We start from the raw sequence: 16,866 nt of genomic DNA on the forward strand, positions 1-16,866 counted from the left end.
CGGCGGCAGCATCCCCTCATCGGCGCGGGCTCAGCCCAGGCGGCTCATCTTGTCGCCCAGGCCCGGCTCGACCAGGTCCTTCTCCAGCGCCACCGGCGCCTTGACCTGGCCGGGGCCCGAACCGACCGTCACCTGACCGACCTCGTCGCCCGCCTTCGCGGCGTGCGGCAGCGGCTTGCCGGCGTCGGAGATGGCCAGTTCCACCTTCAGGCCGGGCCAGCCGACGGCCTTCAGGTCCTTCGTCGCCACGACCGGCGTCCGCCCGCCGAGGCCGTCGTCGACGTAACCGACGACATCGCCCTTCTTCACCACGGTCGCGGACGTGACGTCCCGCTGGGCGGCCTGGATCAGCTTGAGGCTCCGGCTGATGGCCTGCTGCAACTTGCCGTCCAGCGTGGTGGCGTCCTCCTGGCCCATCACCGCACCGACGATCCGGCGCTCCTTGCCGTCGATGACGGTGTTCGCCGACCACAGCAGGTTGCCGCCTGCGGGGGTCGAGGAGCCGGTCTTGATACCGCTGACCCCCGGCTCGAGCAGGATGTTGTTGTTGTTGTAGATCTTGCCCTCGATGCCGGGAACCTCGACCTCGGGCAGGTTCACGATCTCGCGGAACACGTCGTTCGTCATGACGGCCTTGGCCAGCTTGAGCTGGTCGGTCGCCGTGCTGACCGTGGTGGCCTCCAGGCCACTGGGGTCCGTGTACGTCGTGTTCGTCATGCCGAGGTCCTTGGCGGCGTCGTTCATCTTCTTCGTGAACTCCTCCTCGGACTCGGAGTCCCAGCGGGCCAGCAGCCGCGCCGCGTTGTTGCCCGAGGGCACCATCAGGAGCTGGAGCATCTGCCGCTCGGTGAACCGCTGCCCCTCGGTGATCCGCGCGGTCGACTCGTCCGTGAGCTTGGACTCCTTCTCCGCCTGCGCGTCGACCTCGATCTTCGGGCCGGTCTCGGCGCCCTTGAGCGGGTGCTCCTTGAGGATCACGTAGGCGGTCATGACCTTGGCGACGCTGGCGATCGGCGCGGGCTTCTGCTCCCCGTGCGTACCGATGGTCCCCACGCCCGGCACCTCGACGGCCGACTGACCGTCCTCGGGCCACGGCATGCTGAGCGCGTCGCCGTCGAAGGTGTACGTCGGCTTCGCCGTGAGCGCGAGCGTCGGCGGCGGAAGCGGCCGCAGATACTGCACGACCGCAAAGACGATCACCACAAGCAGGACCAGCGGAGCCCAGATCTTGACCCGCCGCACGGCGGTCCTGACCGGGGTCTCCGGCGGCGGCGGGGTGTTCGTCAGCTCGGCCAGCAGGTCGAGCGGCGGCTTGGGCGGCAGCGGCTGCTGCCGCGTGCGCTCCGCCTCCGGCACGGGCGCAGGGGCCTTCGCCTCGGCAGGCGCGGCGGCGGCCGGTGCGGCGGGAGTGCTGCGCGGGCGCCCCGCGGGGGACCTGATCTCGTCCCGCTTCAGCGGCACGAACTGGCTGGTGCGCTCGGCGGCGGACTCGGGCTTGGGCTTGGGCTTGGGCTCGCCGACCGCCTTGAGGGCGGTGGTCGGCTGGTCAACGGCCTGGCGCGGACGTACGGCCTTGAACACGGCGGTGGCCTGGTCGACCCCGCCGCGTGCGGCGCCGTCACGCGGTTCCGCACCACCGGACGGCCGATCCCCGCCGCCCTTCGCGTCACCGGCGCCGGGACCGGGGGCGCTTTCGCCCTCGGCGCCGCCCTCGCTCTCGTCCTTGCCGGAACGGTCCTCCACGTCCGCGCGCGGCTCGCCCACGTTCGCATCCGCACCGGACGCGGCACCGCGGGCTGCCGGAGCAGCGGCACCGCCGACGCCCTTGCCGGCACCGGAAGCGTCAGCCGCTTCGGCGGCCGTACGGTCGTCGCCCCGCCCCGCGTCCGACGCGTCGGCGGTCCCGTCGGCACCCTCGTCCGCACCGGACGCGGCGACCTTGTCGGCGGCCGCACGGCCCGCGCCCGGGCCCTTGGCCGACGCGTCGGCGTCGGTGCCGGTCTCCGGCTCGGCGGCCACGTCGTCGTTGCTCGTCGACGCACCGCCGGACTTCACGCCCGTACCGGACAGAGACCCTGCGGCCTTACGGCGGCCCTCCTCCGTGCCCGTGGCCGACGCGTCGGCGTCGGTCTCCGGCTCGGCGGCCGCGTCGTCGTCGTTCGCCGACGGACCACCGGACTTCACACCCGTACCGGACAGATCCACCGCATGCTCACTCCAGCCCGGCGCGCGGACCTCGTCCACCGACGGCTCGTCGCCGTCGGACGCGGCAGCGTTGTCGGCGGCGCCATCAGCCGTGGAAGGCCGCACACCCGCACCCGCAGCGGCGGCCTCAGCCGTCGGCTCCGGCGCGGTGTCCGTCGTGACCGTCGGCGCGTCACCGGGAGTCGCCCGCGAGACGGGCGCGTCGGCCCGGTCCTCCCGCACGGCCGCCCGCGCGCCGCCAGGGCGGTCCCCAGAACGCTCGCCAGCAGCCTCAGACGCCCCCTCGGGGCCCTCGGCGTCACCGGCGGTCTCCGGAGCCTCCGGCGCGTCCGCAGTGGCCACCCACGCCGCCACCGCCTTGCGCAGGCGCGCGTCCCCCTCGGGCGCCTCGGTGGATTCGTCGTCGGGGGTCTCCGGGGCCTCCGGGGCGTCCGGGGCCTCCGGGGCCTCCGGGGCGTCCGGGGCGTCCGGGGCGTCCGAAGGCTCGCCCCCCGCGGTCTCCCGCGCCTCCGGGACCGACGGGAGCTCCTCGCGCGGCAGCCTGAAGACAGCCGTCGCCCGGTCGCGCGGCGCCGCCGTCGCCCGGTCGGCCTCAGCGGCCGGGGAAGGCTCCGCGCCCTGCGCGCCACCGGATTCCGGCTCGGACTCCTCGCGCGGCAGTTTGAAGACCGCCGTCGGCTGATCGACGCGGCCGCCGCCGGGTTCCGGTTCGGCCCGGCCGGCCGCCTCGCGGAAAACGGCCAGCCGCGGATCGCGTTCGCCCGGGGCCGTCTCCCCCGACGACTTCCGCTGCTCCGACTTGTCGGGGGACTCGCCCGCCACCGATGCCTCCTTCATACGCGCCCGCGCATACGCCCGCTGTCAGCGGTCCGATGTCCGATGTCCGAACCGTGTACCAGTGTCCTGTCTGAGACCCTGGCCTCCTCGCTAGACGAGAACGACATACCTGCCGGTTCCCGCACGAAGCACCCAGGCGCTCTCGACAGATGAATGTGAGAGGGGTCACCCTGTCATTCATCCACGCGGGGAGGCATGGATGGGCAGGAGCCGCAGAACACTTCCGGAGGAGCTTCTGCTGCTCGCTCTGGACCCGACAACGGGTACCACAGCGCAGCCGCAGTCGCTCGACCTCGGCCTGGCCGGGGCACAGCTAGTAGAGCTGGCTCTGGCAGGACGGATAGCCCCAGACGGGGATCGTATCGCCGTGGTGATGGCACGGCCGACAGGAGATCCGACTTTGGACTCCGCACTGGAACTGCTGCGCAGGCGCGGCAGCCCGGTACGGGCGGTCCACTGGATCGGCGGGCCCCGGCTGGGGCTCCGCCAGACGTATCTCTCGCATCTGGAGCGGTGCGGCATGGTGCATGCCGTGGCGGGCCAGATGTGCGGGGTGCTGCCGACGACTCGCTACCAGGCGACGGAATCGGTGATCTGCCGGGAGATCAGGTCCCGGCTCGACAGTGCGATCCGCACCGGCGTACCGCCGGACCCGCGGACCGCGGCGCTCGCCGCGCTCGCTCACGCAGTGGGGCTCGGCAAGCACCTGTACCCCGGCAACGAGGGGCGCTCATCACGCTCCCGCCTAAGGGACCTCATCAGGCACGACCCGATGGGCGGCCTCGTGGCGCACGCCGTGATGGACGTCCAGAACGGTGTGGCCGCACAGCCGCGCCGCGCGCCCGCAGGAGGCGGCCGACCGCAGTCGGCCGTGCCGATGCAGTCGCAACCGCAGCAAACGCAGTCCCGCCGGGACGGCATGGCGCGCCTCGCGGCGCACTGAGCCGGGCCGCAGCACCGAGAGCAGCACCCGTACGACCGCCGCCGCACCGATGTCCCCACGACCCGGTTCGGGAGCCGCACCGCGACGCGCGGGGTGGTGGACGGCCGGCCAGGCCAGCCTGGACCGGACCGGACCGCCACCCCGCGCGCTCGTGTCGGCACCCTGTGTGGGCATTTCCCAGCGCGGACATGACCATTGGTGGCAGTCTGCTGAGAAGTAGAGCGTGCTAGCAGCACATACGCACAACGCACTCAGCCGGAGGTGCAGTTCCCGTGGCGTCGAACGTCAACCCCACCGTCAGGCGACGCCGATTGGGCCAGGAGCTCCGCCGGCTGCGCGAGCTCAAGGGCATGACGGCCGAGGAGGTGGCGGAGCGCCTCCTGGTCTCCCAGTCGAAGATCAGCCGCCTGGAGAACGGCCGCCGCTCCATCAGCCAGCGCGACGTACGCGACCTGTGCGGCGTGTACGACGTCGACGACCACCGCATCGTCGACTCGCTGATGCAGATGGCGAAGGACTCCCGCCAGCAGGGCTGGTGGCACGCCTTCGGCGACATCCCGTACAGCGTCTACATCGGCCTGGAGACGGACGCCGCCTCCCTGCGCGTGTACGACCCGCAGATCGTTCCGGGGCTCCTCCAGACCCCCCGGTACGCCGAGGCGCTCATCACCGGGGCGCTGCCGGAGACGGCCGCGGGCGACGTGGAGAAACGGGTCAACGTCAGACTGCGCCGGCAGGAACGCATCCTCACGGCCGACCAGCCGCTGCGCCTGTGGGCCGTCATCGACGAGGCGGCGCTGCGCCGCGTGGTCGGCGACCGGCAGCTCATGCGGGAGCAGCTGGAGCACCTGGTGGAGCAGTCGCAGCTGCCCCATGTGACGGTCCAGATACTTCCGTTCGACATGGGTGCGCACCCCGGCATCAGCGGCCACTACGCGATCCTGGAGTTCCCGGACGCGGCCGACTCCAGCGTGGTCTACATCGAGGGCGTCACGAGCGACCTCTATCTGGAGAAGGCGAACGACGTGCAGAAGTACAGCGTGATGTACGAGCACCTGCGCGCCCAAGCGCTGAACGTCGAGGCATCGCGTCATTTCATCGCCAATATCGCGAAGGAATACGCCCGCTGAAACCAGTACCTCCGCCGCAAGAACCGGAACGGTACACCTTGGTTATGCCCCAGCGGAAGCCGTTCATGGGATATGCCATCCGGTCGGGTGAACGGCCGCTTCACGCGGATCAGTTCGCGAGTAGCGTCGCCCACGCCAGCGAGAACGTTGGCGTCTACTCTCCCGACCAGCAATTTCGGAGTGAACATGGCAATCCATCAGGGCGCTACGGACACCTGGACGAAGTCCTCGTACTCCGGGGGTAACGGCGCATGTGTAGAGGTCAAGTCCCCGGTCACGCACGCTGTCGCGGTGCGGGACTCGAAGGCGCCCGAGGGCCCTTCGATCACGTTCGCCCCCGGCTCCTGGAGCGCGTTCGTGGGCGGGGTCGGCCGGGGGACGTTCGACCTCGGCTGACTGTCACGCCGGGCACGAGCGCACGTTCGACGCGGTGCGCCACCGCAGGGAGCCCTCTCGACCGGTCCGCCGTCCTGGCCGAGGGGGCTCTGGCGTTCGCGCCCCGCCGATGCGGTCCTCAGCGCAGTTCGTCGACGTACCGGTCCGTCCCCGGGACCGTCGGGACGAACGGCGCCACCAGTTCCACTCGTCCCAGCCCGGACGCCGCCACCTCGTCGCCGAGTCCGCCGAAGCGCTCCTCCCACGCCTCGCGCGGGTCGGCCTCCAGGAACCAGAGCAGTGTCAGTCGGGTGTCGACGCCCTCGACCTGCTTCACGTAGCTCATGCGGTCGCCCGGCAGCGGCGTCGGACGGAAGACCGTGACCATGGCGGCCGGTGAGGCCGGGCCCGCCGCCCCGCCGGCGAGCCGCTGCGGCAGGTGGGTCGCCCGCAGCCACTCCAGCAGTTCCGCCCGTTGCCCGGGCCCCTCGGCGTCGACGACCTCCAGCACCAGGCCCCGGTACGGGTGGTCGAGCGCGTGGAAGTCGCGCGGGCCGGCGTCCCCGTCGCGATAGACCGTCGCCTCGTGGTCCTGGAAGGCCGTGAAGACGTGCGTACGGGCCTGATGGACGCGCCCGTCGCGGTTGAGGCGCTTGTTGATCCCGACGGTCCACTTCATGTGCTCGTCGTAGCGGCCCTGCGTGATCCAGTACGTCGAGAGGTAGCACCCGGCGGTGACCGGCCGGGCGACGGCGGACTTCTCCGGGTGGCGCAGGAGCTGGAGGTCGCGGGTGGCGACCCAGCGGCGCCCGGCGTACATCCAGGGCATCGCCATCGCGCCGGCGATGTAGTGGTCGTCCTCGTACCAGCGGTTGTACGCGTACTCGTGCCCCGGATGCGGCTCGACCATGGTGATCAGGGCATGGCCCGGACGCACCCCGTAAGGCCCCACGGCCGCCAGTTCCGCGTACGCCTCGCTGCGCGTGTCCTCGCCCATGGCCGCCGATCCCTTCCCTCCGCCGTCGGTCCGACTTACTCTGACGCTCCGTCAGGCAAATGACCAGACCTGGGACCGGAAGGCGACCGGATGCTGCTTCAGGGGAAGACCGTCGTCGTGTCGGGCGTGGGCGCCGGGCTCGGACACCGGGTCGCCGCTGCCGTCGTACGGGACGGCGGCAACGCCGTGCTCGGCGCCCGTACGGAGGCGAACCTCGTTAGGAGCGCGTCCGAGATCGACCCGGCGGGCCGGTGCACTGCCCTGCTGGCCACGGACATCACGCACGAGGACCAGTGCGAGGACCTGGCCCGTCTCGCCGTCGAGCGGTTCGGGCGGATCGACGCCGTCGTCCATGTCGCCGCCTGGGACAGCTGCTTCGGCGGCGTGGAGGACGCCGACTTCACCACCTGGCAGAGCGTGCTCGACGTGAACCTGCTCGGCACCCTGCGGATGACGCGGGCCTGCCTGCCGGCGCTGAGGAAGCGGGGCGGCTCGGTGGTGATCATCGGCACACAGTCGGCGATCGCCGCGCCCTCCCAGGTGGCGCAGGCGGCGTACGCGGCCTCCAAGGGCGCGCTCACCTCGGCGATGTACTCGATGGCGCGCGAGTTCGGGCCGCACCGGATCAGGGTCAACACCGTGCTGCCCGGGTGGATGTGGGGTCCGCCGGTCCAGTCCTACGTACGGCTCACCGCGCACTCCGAGGGCGTACCGGAGCCCGAGGTGCTGGGGCGGCTGACCGAACGCATGGCGCTGCCCGAGCTGGCGACCGACGGCGATGTGGCGGAGGCCGTGGCGTTCCTCGCCTCCGACCGGGCCCGCGCGATCACCGGCCAGTCGCTGCTGGTCAACGCGGGCGAGCTGATGCGGTAGTCACCTGCGTACGCGATCCACCCCTCCTTCTCACGACCGCACGGGACCCGCATCCCGAGCGGTCGTCTCTGTGTGTACGGCATGTACGGCGCCTGACGAAGCGCCCGCTCATGGTGTGGCTGTCGTCACGTTCACGACAACGACTCGGTGGGTCAAGAAAAGGCAAAGACGTTCCGCGTCATGACTTACGTTCATATCCATGACCGATATGGCCCTTGACCGGCCCACCGCACAGACGGTTCAATCCCCGAAGTCCCCGCTCCCGCACGGGGGCGCCGCCAACCGGACGTACTGACGAAGCGCGATCGGGTTCATTCAGATGAACGCAGCACAAGGCGGACCCCTGGAGGGGGCATGAACAGTCTGGACTGGGCCGTGCTCATCGGCTACTTCGGAATCATGGTCGCGATCGGCGTCTGGTCCCACAAGCGCGTGGACAACGTCAGCGACTTCTTCACGGCCGGCGGAAAGATGCCGTGGTGGCTCTCCGGCATCTCCCACCACATGTCCGGCTACAGCGCCGTCATGTTCACCGGGTACGCGGGCATCGCGTACAAGTACGGCGTCACGTCCTTCGTGACGTGGTCCTTCCCCATCGCGATCGGCATCGCCATCGGATCGAGCCTGTTCGCCCCGCGGCTGAACCGGCTCCGGTCCCGGCTGCATGTCGCCTCGCCGCTGGAGTACCTCAAGAACCGCTACAACCTGCCCACGCAGCAGGCCCTCGCGTGGTCCGGCGTCCTGCTGAAGATCGTGGACGTGGCGGCGAAGTGGGCGGCCATCGCCACGCTGCTCACCGTGTTCACCGGCATCTCGCTGAACCAGGGCATCCTCATCACCGGCGTCATCACCGGCATCTACTGCACGGTCGGCGGTCTGTGGGCGGACGCGCTGACCGAACTCGGGCAGTTCGTCATCCAGCTCTTCGCCGGACTGGCGATGCTGTTCGCGGTGATGGCGGAACTCGGCGGGTTCAGCTCGCTGTGGACGGTCTGGGACAAGCTCCCCGAGACCCACAACGACCCGCTGACCGGCGACTTCACCATGATGTTCCTGCTGGCCTACCTCTTCATCAAGACCTTCGAGTACTCCGGCGGCATGTGGAACCAGGCCCAGCGCTACATGGCCACGGCGAGCGCCCGGGAGGCCACGCGTTCGGCGCGGCTGTCGGCGGCCCTGTGGCTGGTGTGGCCGCTGGTCCTCTTCTTCCCGATGTGGTGCGCGCCGCTGCTGGTCGACGCGCAGAAGCCGGACGCGTCGGACTCGTACGCCCTCATGACCGAACAGCTGCTGCCCCACGGGCTGCTGGGGTTGGTCATCGTGGGCTTCTTCTCGCACACCATGGCCATGTGCTCCTCGGACGCCAACGCCATCGCCGCCGTCTTCACCCGTGACATCGCGCCCGCGCTCTCGGCGAAGGCGCGCGGCTGGTCGCAGCGGGCGGGGCTGGTGGCGGCGCGGCTGTCGACCGTGGCGTTCCTGGCGCTGTCGATGGCGATCGCGACGCAGGTCAACTCGCCGGCGTTCAAGGACATCATCACGATCGTCATCAAGTGGGTGGCCGGTCTGATGGGCCCGATCGCGATCCCGTTCATGCTCGGGCTGCTGCCCCGGTTCCGTAAGTCCGGACCGACGGCCGCGCTGGTCTCGTGGGCGTGCGGGCTGTTCGCGTTCTGGGTGGTGAACTACGGAATGGACGGCGTGGCGACGCAGTACCAGGTGTCGGTGCCGCTGGCCGTCTCGCTGGTGCTGTTCGTCGTGATCGGTCACATCAAGCCGGAGGACACTCCGGAGCGCGACGCGGTCCTGGCGCGCATCAACACGGACGGCGACGACGACTCGTCGTCCGGCGCGGCCATCGGAGCCCCGGCCGCCGCGGGCGACACGACTGTGCGGGAACGGGCGGGGGACTGAGGGGGCGCGGCGGCGCGGGGAGTCGGGTAAAGGGTGCCGGCCGGGCGGGGCGCGAGGGAGGGGGTTGACCGCTGGGGGCGTGCGGCTTCACGAACCGCCGGGGTCTCGGCCGGTCGTCGCCGTCGGGCTCACGACCGGTCGTCCCGCCCGGCACTCGGCCGGTCGTCCCACCTACGGGCCGACCCGCCGTAACGTCGTCTCGACCGGTCGTACCGTCAGGCTCTCGGGTAGCGGGCGAGCCAGCCGGGGGCGTTGATCGCGGGGCCGTGGAGGGCGGGGCCCTGCGTCATCTCCATCGCGAAGTCGTCGGCGAGCTCGAGGAGTGTCGCGCGTCCTTCGAGCTCCGCGACCCAGCCCGGCGGCAGCGCGGTCTCGCCGTGCAGGGCGCCGAGCAGACTGCCGCAGAGCGCCCCGGTGGCCTCGGACGCCCCGCCGTGGTTGACCGCGAGGCGCAGGCCGTGACGGATGTCCTCGCCGACGAGGGCGCAGTACACGGCGACGGCCAGCACGTCCTCGGCGGTACGCCCGTCACCGAGCGACTCGACGCGGGCCGGCGACGGCATCCCCTGGCGTACGGCGCCCAGCGCGAGCTTGAGGGCGTCGGTCACGGGCTGGTGACCGGGACGGGCGGCGAGCTGGGCGAGCGCGCGTTGGACGGACGCGTCGACCGTCTCGCCGCGCGCCAGGCCGTGCACGATCACGGCGAACGCCCCGGCCGAAAGGTACGCGGTGGGGTGCCCGTGGGTCTGGGCGGCGCATTCGACGGCGAGCTGGAAGACGAGCTGCGGCTCCCAGCCGACCAGGAGCCCGAAGGGCGCGGAGCGGGTGACGGCGCCGGAGTCGCGGGCGGTGGGGTTCCTGGGCCGGTCGAGTGTGCCCATGTTCTCGTCGGCGAACCCGGTCAGGCATTCACGGGAGGGCGCGCGGCGCGCGTACAGCCACTCCTCGCGGGCGAGCCAGCCGTCGTCCTTGCGGCGCTCGTCGGGTCCCCAGTCGCGTTGGGTGACGGCCCAGCGCAGGTGGGCTCGGTGCACGTCGGTGGGCGGGTGCCAGGCGCCGGTGTCACGACGTACCTGGGCCCGTATGAGGCCGTCGACGGTGAACAGGGTCAGCTGTGTACCGGCGGTGACGGCGCCGCGTCTGCCGTACGCCGGGACGAGATCGGTGACGGCGTCCACGCCGTGGGCGGCGAGTATCTCGTCCAGGCTCAGGGCGGCCACTCCGGCGCCCAGCGCGTCACCGACCGCGCCGCCGAGCAGGCAGCCGCGCACCCGGCTGCGGAAGTCCTGCTGCTCGGCACGGCCCCATACGGATGTGACTGGTGCGCTCACCGCTTCTGCCCTTCGCGTGTGCGGGATACGACGTCTGGCGCAGCACTGTAATCGAAGGGGAACGGGGTGTTCAGGGGACGGGTGTGCGAAAGGAAGTGCAGGCCGCGCGCCGTCGCGTTCCCCGGATCGGACCCGACTTCGCACACCGGCGGGCCCGCCCGACCACCGCCGTCACACACCGGCGGGCCCGCCCCGTCGTCGCTGTCGCGACGGGGCGGACCCGCCGGTGCCGGGCCGGTGCGGCTCAGTCCGTGATCTTGATCTTGCCGTTGGCGTCGGCCGCCGGCTCCTGGGCCGGCTTGCCGCCGCGCTGGGTGATGCCCTTGAGCAGCTCGGCGAGGTCGACCCCGGTGGTGGAGCTGAGCATCGCCATGCCCTGGGCGACGTTGTCCGTGACCGTACGGGAGAGCTGGCTCGCGCCGTCCGTGGAGATCACGGTGAGCTTGTCGATGGCGCTCATCGGCTCGGCCGCCTTGGCCACGACCTGCGGCAGCACCTCGACGAGCATCTGGAGGACGGCCGCGTCGCCGTACTGGGCGAACGCGTCGGCCTTCTTTCGCATGGCCTCGGCCTCGGCCGAGCCCTTCGCGGCGATGGCGGCCGCCTCCGACTCGCCCTCGATCCGTACGGCCTCGGCGAGCGCCGCGCGGTGCAGCTTCTCGCCCTCACCGGTGAGACGGGCACGCTCGGCGTCCGCCTCGGCCTCCTTGACCTGCGCCACGCGACGGGCCTCGGCCTCCTGCTCGGCCTGGTAGCGGGCGGCGTCGGCGGGCTTGCGGACCTTCGTGTCGAGCTCGCGGTCGGTCAGCGCGGCCTGGCGCTCGGCCACCTTCTCCTGCTCGGCGAGCACTTCCTGCTGGCGCGCGGCGTCGGCGAGCGGGCCGGCGGCATTGGCCTTGGCCGCCGCGGCTTCCGTTTCGACGCGGATCTCGGCCTGCTTGAGGTAGAAGGTCCGCTCGGCGATGGCGATCTCCTCGGCCGCCTTCAGCCGTGCCTGCTCGGAGGCGCGCTTGGCGATCGCCTCCGCGATGTCCGCCTCCTGGCGGGCGCGGGCGGCCTCGGGACGGCCGAGGTCCTCCAGGTACGAGCCCTCGGTGGTGATGTCCTGGATCTGGAAGGCGTCGAGGATCAGGCCCTGGCCCGACAGGCTCGCCTCGGCCTCCTCGGCGACCTGACCGGCGAACGCGGCGCGGTCGCGGATGATGTCCTCGACCGACATGCGGCCGACGATGGCGCGCAGCGCACCGGACAGCACCTCCTGCGTGAAGCCGACGATGCCGTCCTGCTGCTGGAGGAAACGCTGGGCGGCCGCCCTGATCGCGTCCTCGCTGCCGCCGACCTTGACGATCGCCACGCCTTCGAGGTTGGCCTTCACGCCACGCAGGGTGACCGCGCCCCGGACGGAGATCGGGATGTGCCGGCTGGAGAGGTCGAGAGTGAACTTCTGCTGTACGAACGGCACGACGAAGACGCCACCGCCGACGACGACCTTCTGGCCGCTGTTGTCGGTGGAGGTCTGGCCGGTCACCGGGTCGACGGAGGTCTTCCCTCGGCGGCCGGTGATGATGAACGCCTCGCTGGGGCCGGCGACCTTGTAACGCGTGATGACGACGAGCGCCAACAGGACGAGGAGTACGACGACTCCCACGACGGCGATGATGACTGGACTCATGATGCGTTCCCCCCTGCCTTCCCAGGGGACGGCAGCAGTTGTAGTAATACGACTTTGACGAGCTAAAAACCACGTGACCGGCACTGGACCGGTACCGCACCGGCGTACGACTGGCTACGAACGGCGCAGGACCGGCCGCTTGGCCGGCACGGACCTCCGACGGGCCGGAGCCGGCGGCAGGACATCACCGTTCCGTTCCGACGTGACGGAACGGAACGGAACGGACGAGCGGAATCGTCAGGTCGACGAAGTGTCTACCGCGCCTCAGCGTTCGACGGGACGCACCGCGACCGAGGTGCTCGACAGGGACGCTTCCACCCAGATCTCCGCCCCCCGCGCCACGGGCACCGCGCTCTTGGCGGCGAGCTTGACCGGCTGGCCGCCGAGCCGCAGCAGCACCTCGCCGTAACCGTCGGCGGGTATGGCCGTGACGACGGATCCGGCGGTGCCGACGAGGTCCGTGCCGCGCGGGGTCGCGTCCGTCTGGTCACGCATCAGCGCACGGCTGAACCGCCACGCGAACCAGCCCGCCGCGACCCCCGCCGCCACCCCGACTCCCGTCGCGGCACCGGCTCCGAGTCCCGAGGTGCCGAGCATGATGGCACCACCGAACCCGAACATCGACATGAACCCGGCAATGACGGGCAGTGAAAGCAGCCCGTCGAAAAGGCCGTCGAGGACTCCCCCGAAAAGCCCTTCCAGAATCCCGTCGAAGATCAACGAGAGGGCCAGCAACACGATCCCCGCAATGCCGAGACCGAGAAACACAGTCATCCCGCTCGCCCTCCCCCGTATGCGCCGATCTCTCGAACTGATGCGATCGTCTCATGCAGGACTGACAGAAGACATTGCCGGACCCTGGCAATCCTTACGCTCTCTTAATGCCGCCTCACTCCAGTACCGGGAGCAGTTCCGGGAGGTGGCCGTCCGAGGCGGTGGCGGCCTGTTGGCGCTCCAGGGGGACCTCGCCGTAGAGCGTCGTGCGCGGCTTCGACGGCCGGCCGGCCGCTTCCGCGATCGCCACCAGGTCCTGGACGGAGCGGTACGAGCCGTAACTCGATCCCGCCATACGGGAGATCGTCTCCTCCATCAGCGTTCCGCCGAGGTCGTTCGCGCCGGAGCGCAGCATCTCCGCCGCACCTTCCGCGCCCAACTTCACCCAGCTCGTCTGGATGTTGGTGATGTGCGGGTGGAGGAGCAGGCGCGCCATGGCGGTCACGGCGCGGTTGTCGCGGTCCGTCGGGCCGGGGCGGGCGATGCCGGCGAGGTAGACGGGGGCGTTGGTGTGGATGAAGGGAAGGGTGACGAACTCCGTGAAGCCCTCCCGCCCGGCTTCCCGAGCGTCCTGCTGCATACGGGCCAGGGTGCGCAGGTGGCCGAGCCAGTGGCGGGGCTGGTCGACGTGCCCGTACATCATCGTCGACGAGGACCGGATGCCCAGCTCGTGCGCGGTCCGCACCACCTCGATCCAGGTGGCGGTCGGCAGTTTGCCCTTGGTGAGGATCCAGCGCACCTCGTCGTCGAGGATCTCCGCGGCGGTGCCGGGGATCGAGTCGAGCCCGGCTTCCTTGGCCGCCTCCAGCCACTCGCGCACCGACAGACCCGTGCGCGTGGCCCCGTTGACGATCTCCATGGGCGAGAACGCGTGGACGTGCATGCCGGGGACGCGTTCCTTCACCGCCCGTGCGATGTCGAAGTACGCCGTGCCGGGCAGGTCGGGATGGATGCCGCCCTGCATGCACACCTCGACCGCCCCGACGCCCCACGCCTGCTCGGCCCGGTCGGCGACCTGCGAGAGGGAGAGGGTGTAGGCGTCGGCGTCGGTACGGCGCTGGGCGAAGGCGCAGAAGCGGCAGCCGGTGTAACAGACGTTGGTGAAGTTGATGTTGCGCGTGACGATGTACGTCACGTCGTCGCCGACCACATCGCGGCGCAGCTCGTCCGCGATACGGGTGAGCGCGTCCAGGGCCGGACCGTCCGCGTGGAGGAGGGCGAGTGCCTCGCCGTCGGTGAGCCGCGTCGGATCGTCGGCCGCCCGGCTCAGGGCCTGCCGTACGTCCGTGTCGATGCGCTGGGGCACCATGCCCGGGGCGGCGGCCTCGCGCAGGGCGTCCCAGTCGCCGTACACCTCGTCGAAGTCGTCACGGCGGTCGGTGGTGCGACCGGTGGTGTCGATGGTGCGGTGGAGGTCGGTGCGACCGGAGCCGTTCCCTGTCGCCCCCGCGTTGAACCCCGCATCGGGTTCCTGCCAGGGGATGCCAACCGGCCGTACTCCTTCGCGCGCCAGCCCGGTCTCCGGGTCGGCGAGCGCCTGTACGTGCGGTACGAGCCGGGGGTCGAGCCAGGGCTCGCCGCGCCGGATGAACTCCGGATAGATGGTCAGGCGTTCCCGCAGCTCGAAGCCGGCGGCGGCGGTCCTGGCGGCGAGTTCGTCGATGTGCGGCCAGGGGCGCTCGGGGTTGACGTGGTCGGGCGTGAGGGGCGAGACACCACCCCAGTCGTCGATGCCCGCGCCGACGATCAGTGCGTACTCCTCGTCGACGAGGTTGGGCGGTGCCTGGATGCGGGCGCTCGGTCCCAGGATGTGGCGGGCCACGGCGATGGCGGCGGCCAGTTCCTCCAGCTCGGCGTCGGGCATGGCGCGCATGGCGGTGTCCGGCTTCGCGCGGAAGTTCTGGATGATCACTTCCTGGATGCCGTGGTAGGCGCGGGCCGTCTTGCGGAGCTCGAAGAGGGCGTGGGCGCGCTCCTCGTACGTCTCGCCGATGCCGATGAGAAGGCCGGTGGTGAAGGGGACGTTGGAGCGGCCGGCGTCCTCCAGGACCCGCAGGCGTACGGCGGGCTCCTTGTCGGGCGAACCGTGGTGCGGGCCGCCGGGCTCCGACCACAGGCGGGTGGCCGTCGTCTCCAGCATCATGCCCATGGAAGGGGCGACGGGCTTCAGGCGCTGGAGGTCCGTCCACGACATGACGCCGGGGTTGAGGTGGGGCAGCAGCCCTGTCTCCTCCAGTACCCGCACGGCCATGGCCCGCACGTACGCGAGGGTGTCGTCGTACCCCTCGGCCTCCAGCCACTCCCGGGCCTCGGGCCAGCGGTCCTCGGGTCGGTCGCCGAGTGTGAACAGGGCTTCCTTGCAGCCCATCTCGGCGCCCCGCCGCGCGATGTCCAGCACCTCGTCGGGGGACAGGAACATGCCGTGGCCGGCCCGCCGGAGCTTCCCGGGAACGGTGACGAAGGTGCAGTAGTGGCACTTGTCGCGGCACAGGCGCGTCAGCGGGATGAACACCTTGCGCGAGTACGTGATGACGCCGGCTCGCCCCACGGCCTCCAGCCCCGCGTCACGCACCCGCGCGGCGGACGCGGCGAGATCCCGCAGATCGTCCCCCCGCACCTGAAGCAGCACGGCCGCCTCCCCCACATCCAGCGCGACCCCGTCCCGCGCCCGCCTCAGGGCACGGCGGATGCCGGTGGGGGTGGGGGGAGGGGTGCGGCTGGGGGGTGGGGCGGGGGTTGAGACTGGGGTGGGGGTGGCGTCGAGGGGGTGGGGGGTCGGCGTCGTGGGGGGTGCAGCGGGGGCGGTCCCGCGTAGGTTCGCGTCTCCTTGCGGTGCGCTCGCGCTCGTCGTCATGCGTCCGAGCATACGAGCGCACTCGGCACGGCCCGGTTTGCGCGGAACCTGACAGGCAGCGCAGAGACCCGCAGGTGCGAACTTCGCCGTCGCCGTCGTGGCCCTGGTCGGAGATTCGTGGGAGTGCGGAGTGCGTGAGGCGTGGGGCGTGGTGCGGAGTGCGGGTGTTGTGCTGCGTGCGCCGGGGGGCAGGCCGCCGATGTACGGGGTCGACTGGGACGTACGCGGGCGTGCGGCGGGGGTGAGGTGCTGCTCTCCGGGAGGGACTCGGCCACGGCGATAACGCTTTCGGCGCCGGGGGAGGCGGCGGGCTCTGTTGGGCCTGGGGCGGTGATTGCTTCTGGTGTGGGGGCCGCCTTTCTGGAGGGTGGCGTCGGAGGCCCGACGGTAAAGGGCGCTCCTGCGTCGCGTCGCCTACGGCGATTCCGCTGCGCTCCACCCTTGACCGCCGAACCTCCGACGCAATGCTTAAGGGGGGCGGCCCCCGGGGGGAGCCCACGGGTCAGGCTCGGTGAGTGGTTGTTCGTGCGTCGCCGGGTGGCAGGTGTGTGGGTGGGGCGCGACAGCTTCTGGGGTGGTGCGGCCCCTGGCTCGGCGGGTGCGGCGACGGTTGTTGGTTCGACACCACCATGGCGACCGGCACGGCACACCGGCCAGTGGGGCGAGGCGCTTGCGGGTCGGCCTGCGGGTGGACGTGGGGATGGGACGGGGACATCGGATGTCGCGAATCAGAACGGCCAGCTGACGGCCACCCCAACCGGTCACCGGTCACCGGGCCCAGCGACCGGTGACCCGTGACCGCTGACTGGTGACCGGTGACTGGTGACCGGATGAGACCTGACCCCGTTGCCGACGCGGTCGGTGGGTGGTTACGGGAGCAGCCTGCGGCACGGAGCGTGCGCTCGTAGTCATGGACGCTTCCTTGAGGCGACCCGCGTGGGTCGATACGCACACATGGCCA

10 protein-coding genes and 1 pseudogene are annotated in these 16,866 nt (G+C 71.2%); 5 read left to right on the forward strand and 6 right to left on the reverse strand.

Features of this window, described 5'->3' with window-relative positions; all coding sequences use genetic code 11:
* Positions 1-30: 30 nt before the first annotated feature.
* Entirely contained in the window at positions 31-3,027 is a 2,997-nt protein-coding gene (locus tag ACWGH0_RS17800) for a serine hydrolase (protein WP_453405082.1), read from the reverse strand.
* 214 nt (positions 3,028-3,241) lie between these two features.
* Here ACWGH0_RS17800 and ACWGH0_RS17805 point away from each other — a divergent pair, with 214 nt between their 5' ends.
* The 3 genes from ACWGH0_RS17805 to ACWGH0_RS17815 all read left to right on the forward strand — a co-directional run bounded on the left by ACWGH0_RS17805 (position 3,242) and on the right by ACWGH0_RS17815 (position 5,511).
* The gene (locus ACWGH0_RS17805) at positions 3,242-3,985 is read left to right on the forward strand and encodes a GOLPH3/VPS74 family protein (protein ID WP_138902902.1); all 744 of its coding nucleotides are present in this window, start codon (positions 3,242-3,244) and stop codon (positions 3,983-3,985) included.
* 272 nt (positions 3,986-4,257) lie between these two features.
* Positions 4,258-5,115 carry a helix-turn-helix domain-containing protein gene (locus ACWGH0_RS17810; RefSeq protein WP_453405083.1) on the forward strand — a complete coding sequence of 286 codons (858 nt, stop codon included), beginning with the start codon at positions 4,258-4,260 and terminating at the stop codon, positions 5,113-5,115.
* A gap of 186 nt (positions 5,116-5,301) precedes the next feature.
* On the forward strand, positions 5,302-5,511 hold the full coding sequence (locus tag ACWGH0_RS17815; RefSeq protein WP_453405084.1) for a DUF397 domain-containing protein: 210 nt from the start codon (positions 5,302-5,304) through the stop codon (positions 5,509-5,511).
* Positions 5,512-5,629: 118 nt separating this feature from the next.
* Here the strand turns inward: ACWGH0_RS17815 and ACWGH0_RS17820 are convergent, their stop codons facing one another.
* Complete coding sequence (locus ACWGH0_RS17820) at positions 5,630-6,487, reverse strand: hypothetical protein (protein ID WP_453405085.1); 858 nt, start codon at positions 6,485-6,487, stop codon at positions 5,630-5,632.
* A gap of 90 nt (positions 6,488-6,577) precedes the next feature.
* On the opposite strand from ACWGH0_RS17820, the gene ACWGH0_RS17825 reads away from it, so the two are divergent.
* Entirely contained in the window at positions 6,578-7,360 is a 783-nt protein-coding gene (locus ACWGH0_RS17825; RefSeq protein ID WP_453405086.1) for an SDR family oxidoreductase, read from the forward strand.
* A 354-nt stretch (positions 7,361-7,714) separates the two neighbouring features.
* Complete coding sequence (locus tag ACWGH0_RS17830) at positions 7,715-9,274, forward strand: sodium:solute symporter family protein (RefSeq protein WP_453405087.1); 1,560 nt, start codon at positions 7,715-7,717, stop codon at positions 9,272-9,274.
* Positions 9,275-9,489: 215 nt separating this feature from the next.
* Here ACWGH0_RS17830 and ACWGH0_RS17835 read toward each other — a convergent pair whose 3' ends face one another.
* The 4 genes and pseudogenes from ACWGH0_RS17835 to ACWGH0_RS17850 all read right to left on the reverse strand — a co-directional run.
* On the reverse strand, positions 9,490-10,605 hold the full coding sequence (locus tag ACWGH0_RS17835) for an ADP-ribosylglycohydrolase family protein (protein ID WP_453405088.1): 1,116 nt from the start codon (positions 10,603-10,605) through the stop codon (positions 9,490-9,492).
* A gap of 244 nt (positions 10,606-10,849) precedes the next feature.
* Entirely contained in the window at positions 10,850-12,277 is a 1,428-nt protein-coding gene (locus ACWGH0_RS17840; protein WP_453405089.1) for a flotillin family protein, read from the reverse strand.
* A gap of 264 nt (positions 12,278-12,541) precedes the next feature.
* Complete coding sequence (locus ACWGH0_RS17845) at positions 12,542-13,051, reverse strand: hypothetical protein (RefSeq protein ID WP_453405090.1); 510 nt, start codon at positions 13,049-13,051, stop codon at positions 12,542-12,544.
* Positions 13,052-13,166: 115 nt separating this feature from the next.
* Positions 13,167-15,755, reverse strand: a pseudogene (locus ACWGH0_RS17850) (bifunctional FO biosynthesis protein CofGH); the annotation flags it as partial.
* Between the last annotated feature and the right edge of the window lie 1,111 nt (positions 15,756-16,866).

The organism is Streptomyces sp. NPDC054887 (assembly GCF_053610585.1).

Coding starts and splice junctions, on each gene's coding strand:
- ACWGH0_RS17845 (WP_453405090.1), bottom strand. CDS start 13,051: ATGACTGTGTTTCTCGGTCTCGGCATTGCGGGGATCGTGTTGCTGGCC.
- ACWGH0_RS17820 (WP_453405085.1), bottom strand. CDS start 6,487: ATGGGCGAGGACACGCGCAGCGAGGCGTACGCGGAACTGGCGGCCGTG.
- ACWGH0_RS17830 (WP_453405087.1), top strand. CDS start 7,715: ATGAACAGTCTGGACTGGGCCGTGCTCATCGGCTACTTCGGAATCATG.
- ACWGH0_RS17815 (WP_453405084.1), top strand. CDS start 5,302: ATGGCAATCCATCAGGGCGCTACGGACACCTGGACGAAGTCCTCGTAC.
- ACWGH0_RS17840 (WP_453405089.1), bottom strand. CDS start 12,277: ATGAGTCCAGTCATCATCGCCGTCGTGGGAGTCGTCGTACTCCTCGTC.
- ACWGH0_RS17805 (WP_138902902.1), top strand. CDS start 3,242: ATGGGCAGGAGCCGCAGAACACTTCCGGAGGAGCTTCTGCTGCTCGCT.
- ACWGH0_RS17825 (WP_453405086.1), top strand. CDS start 6,578: ATGCTGCTTCAGGGGAAGACCGTCGTCGTGTCGGGCGTGGGCGCCGGG.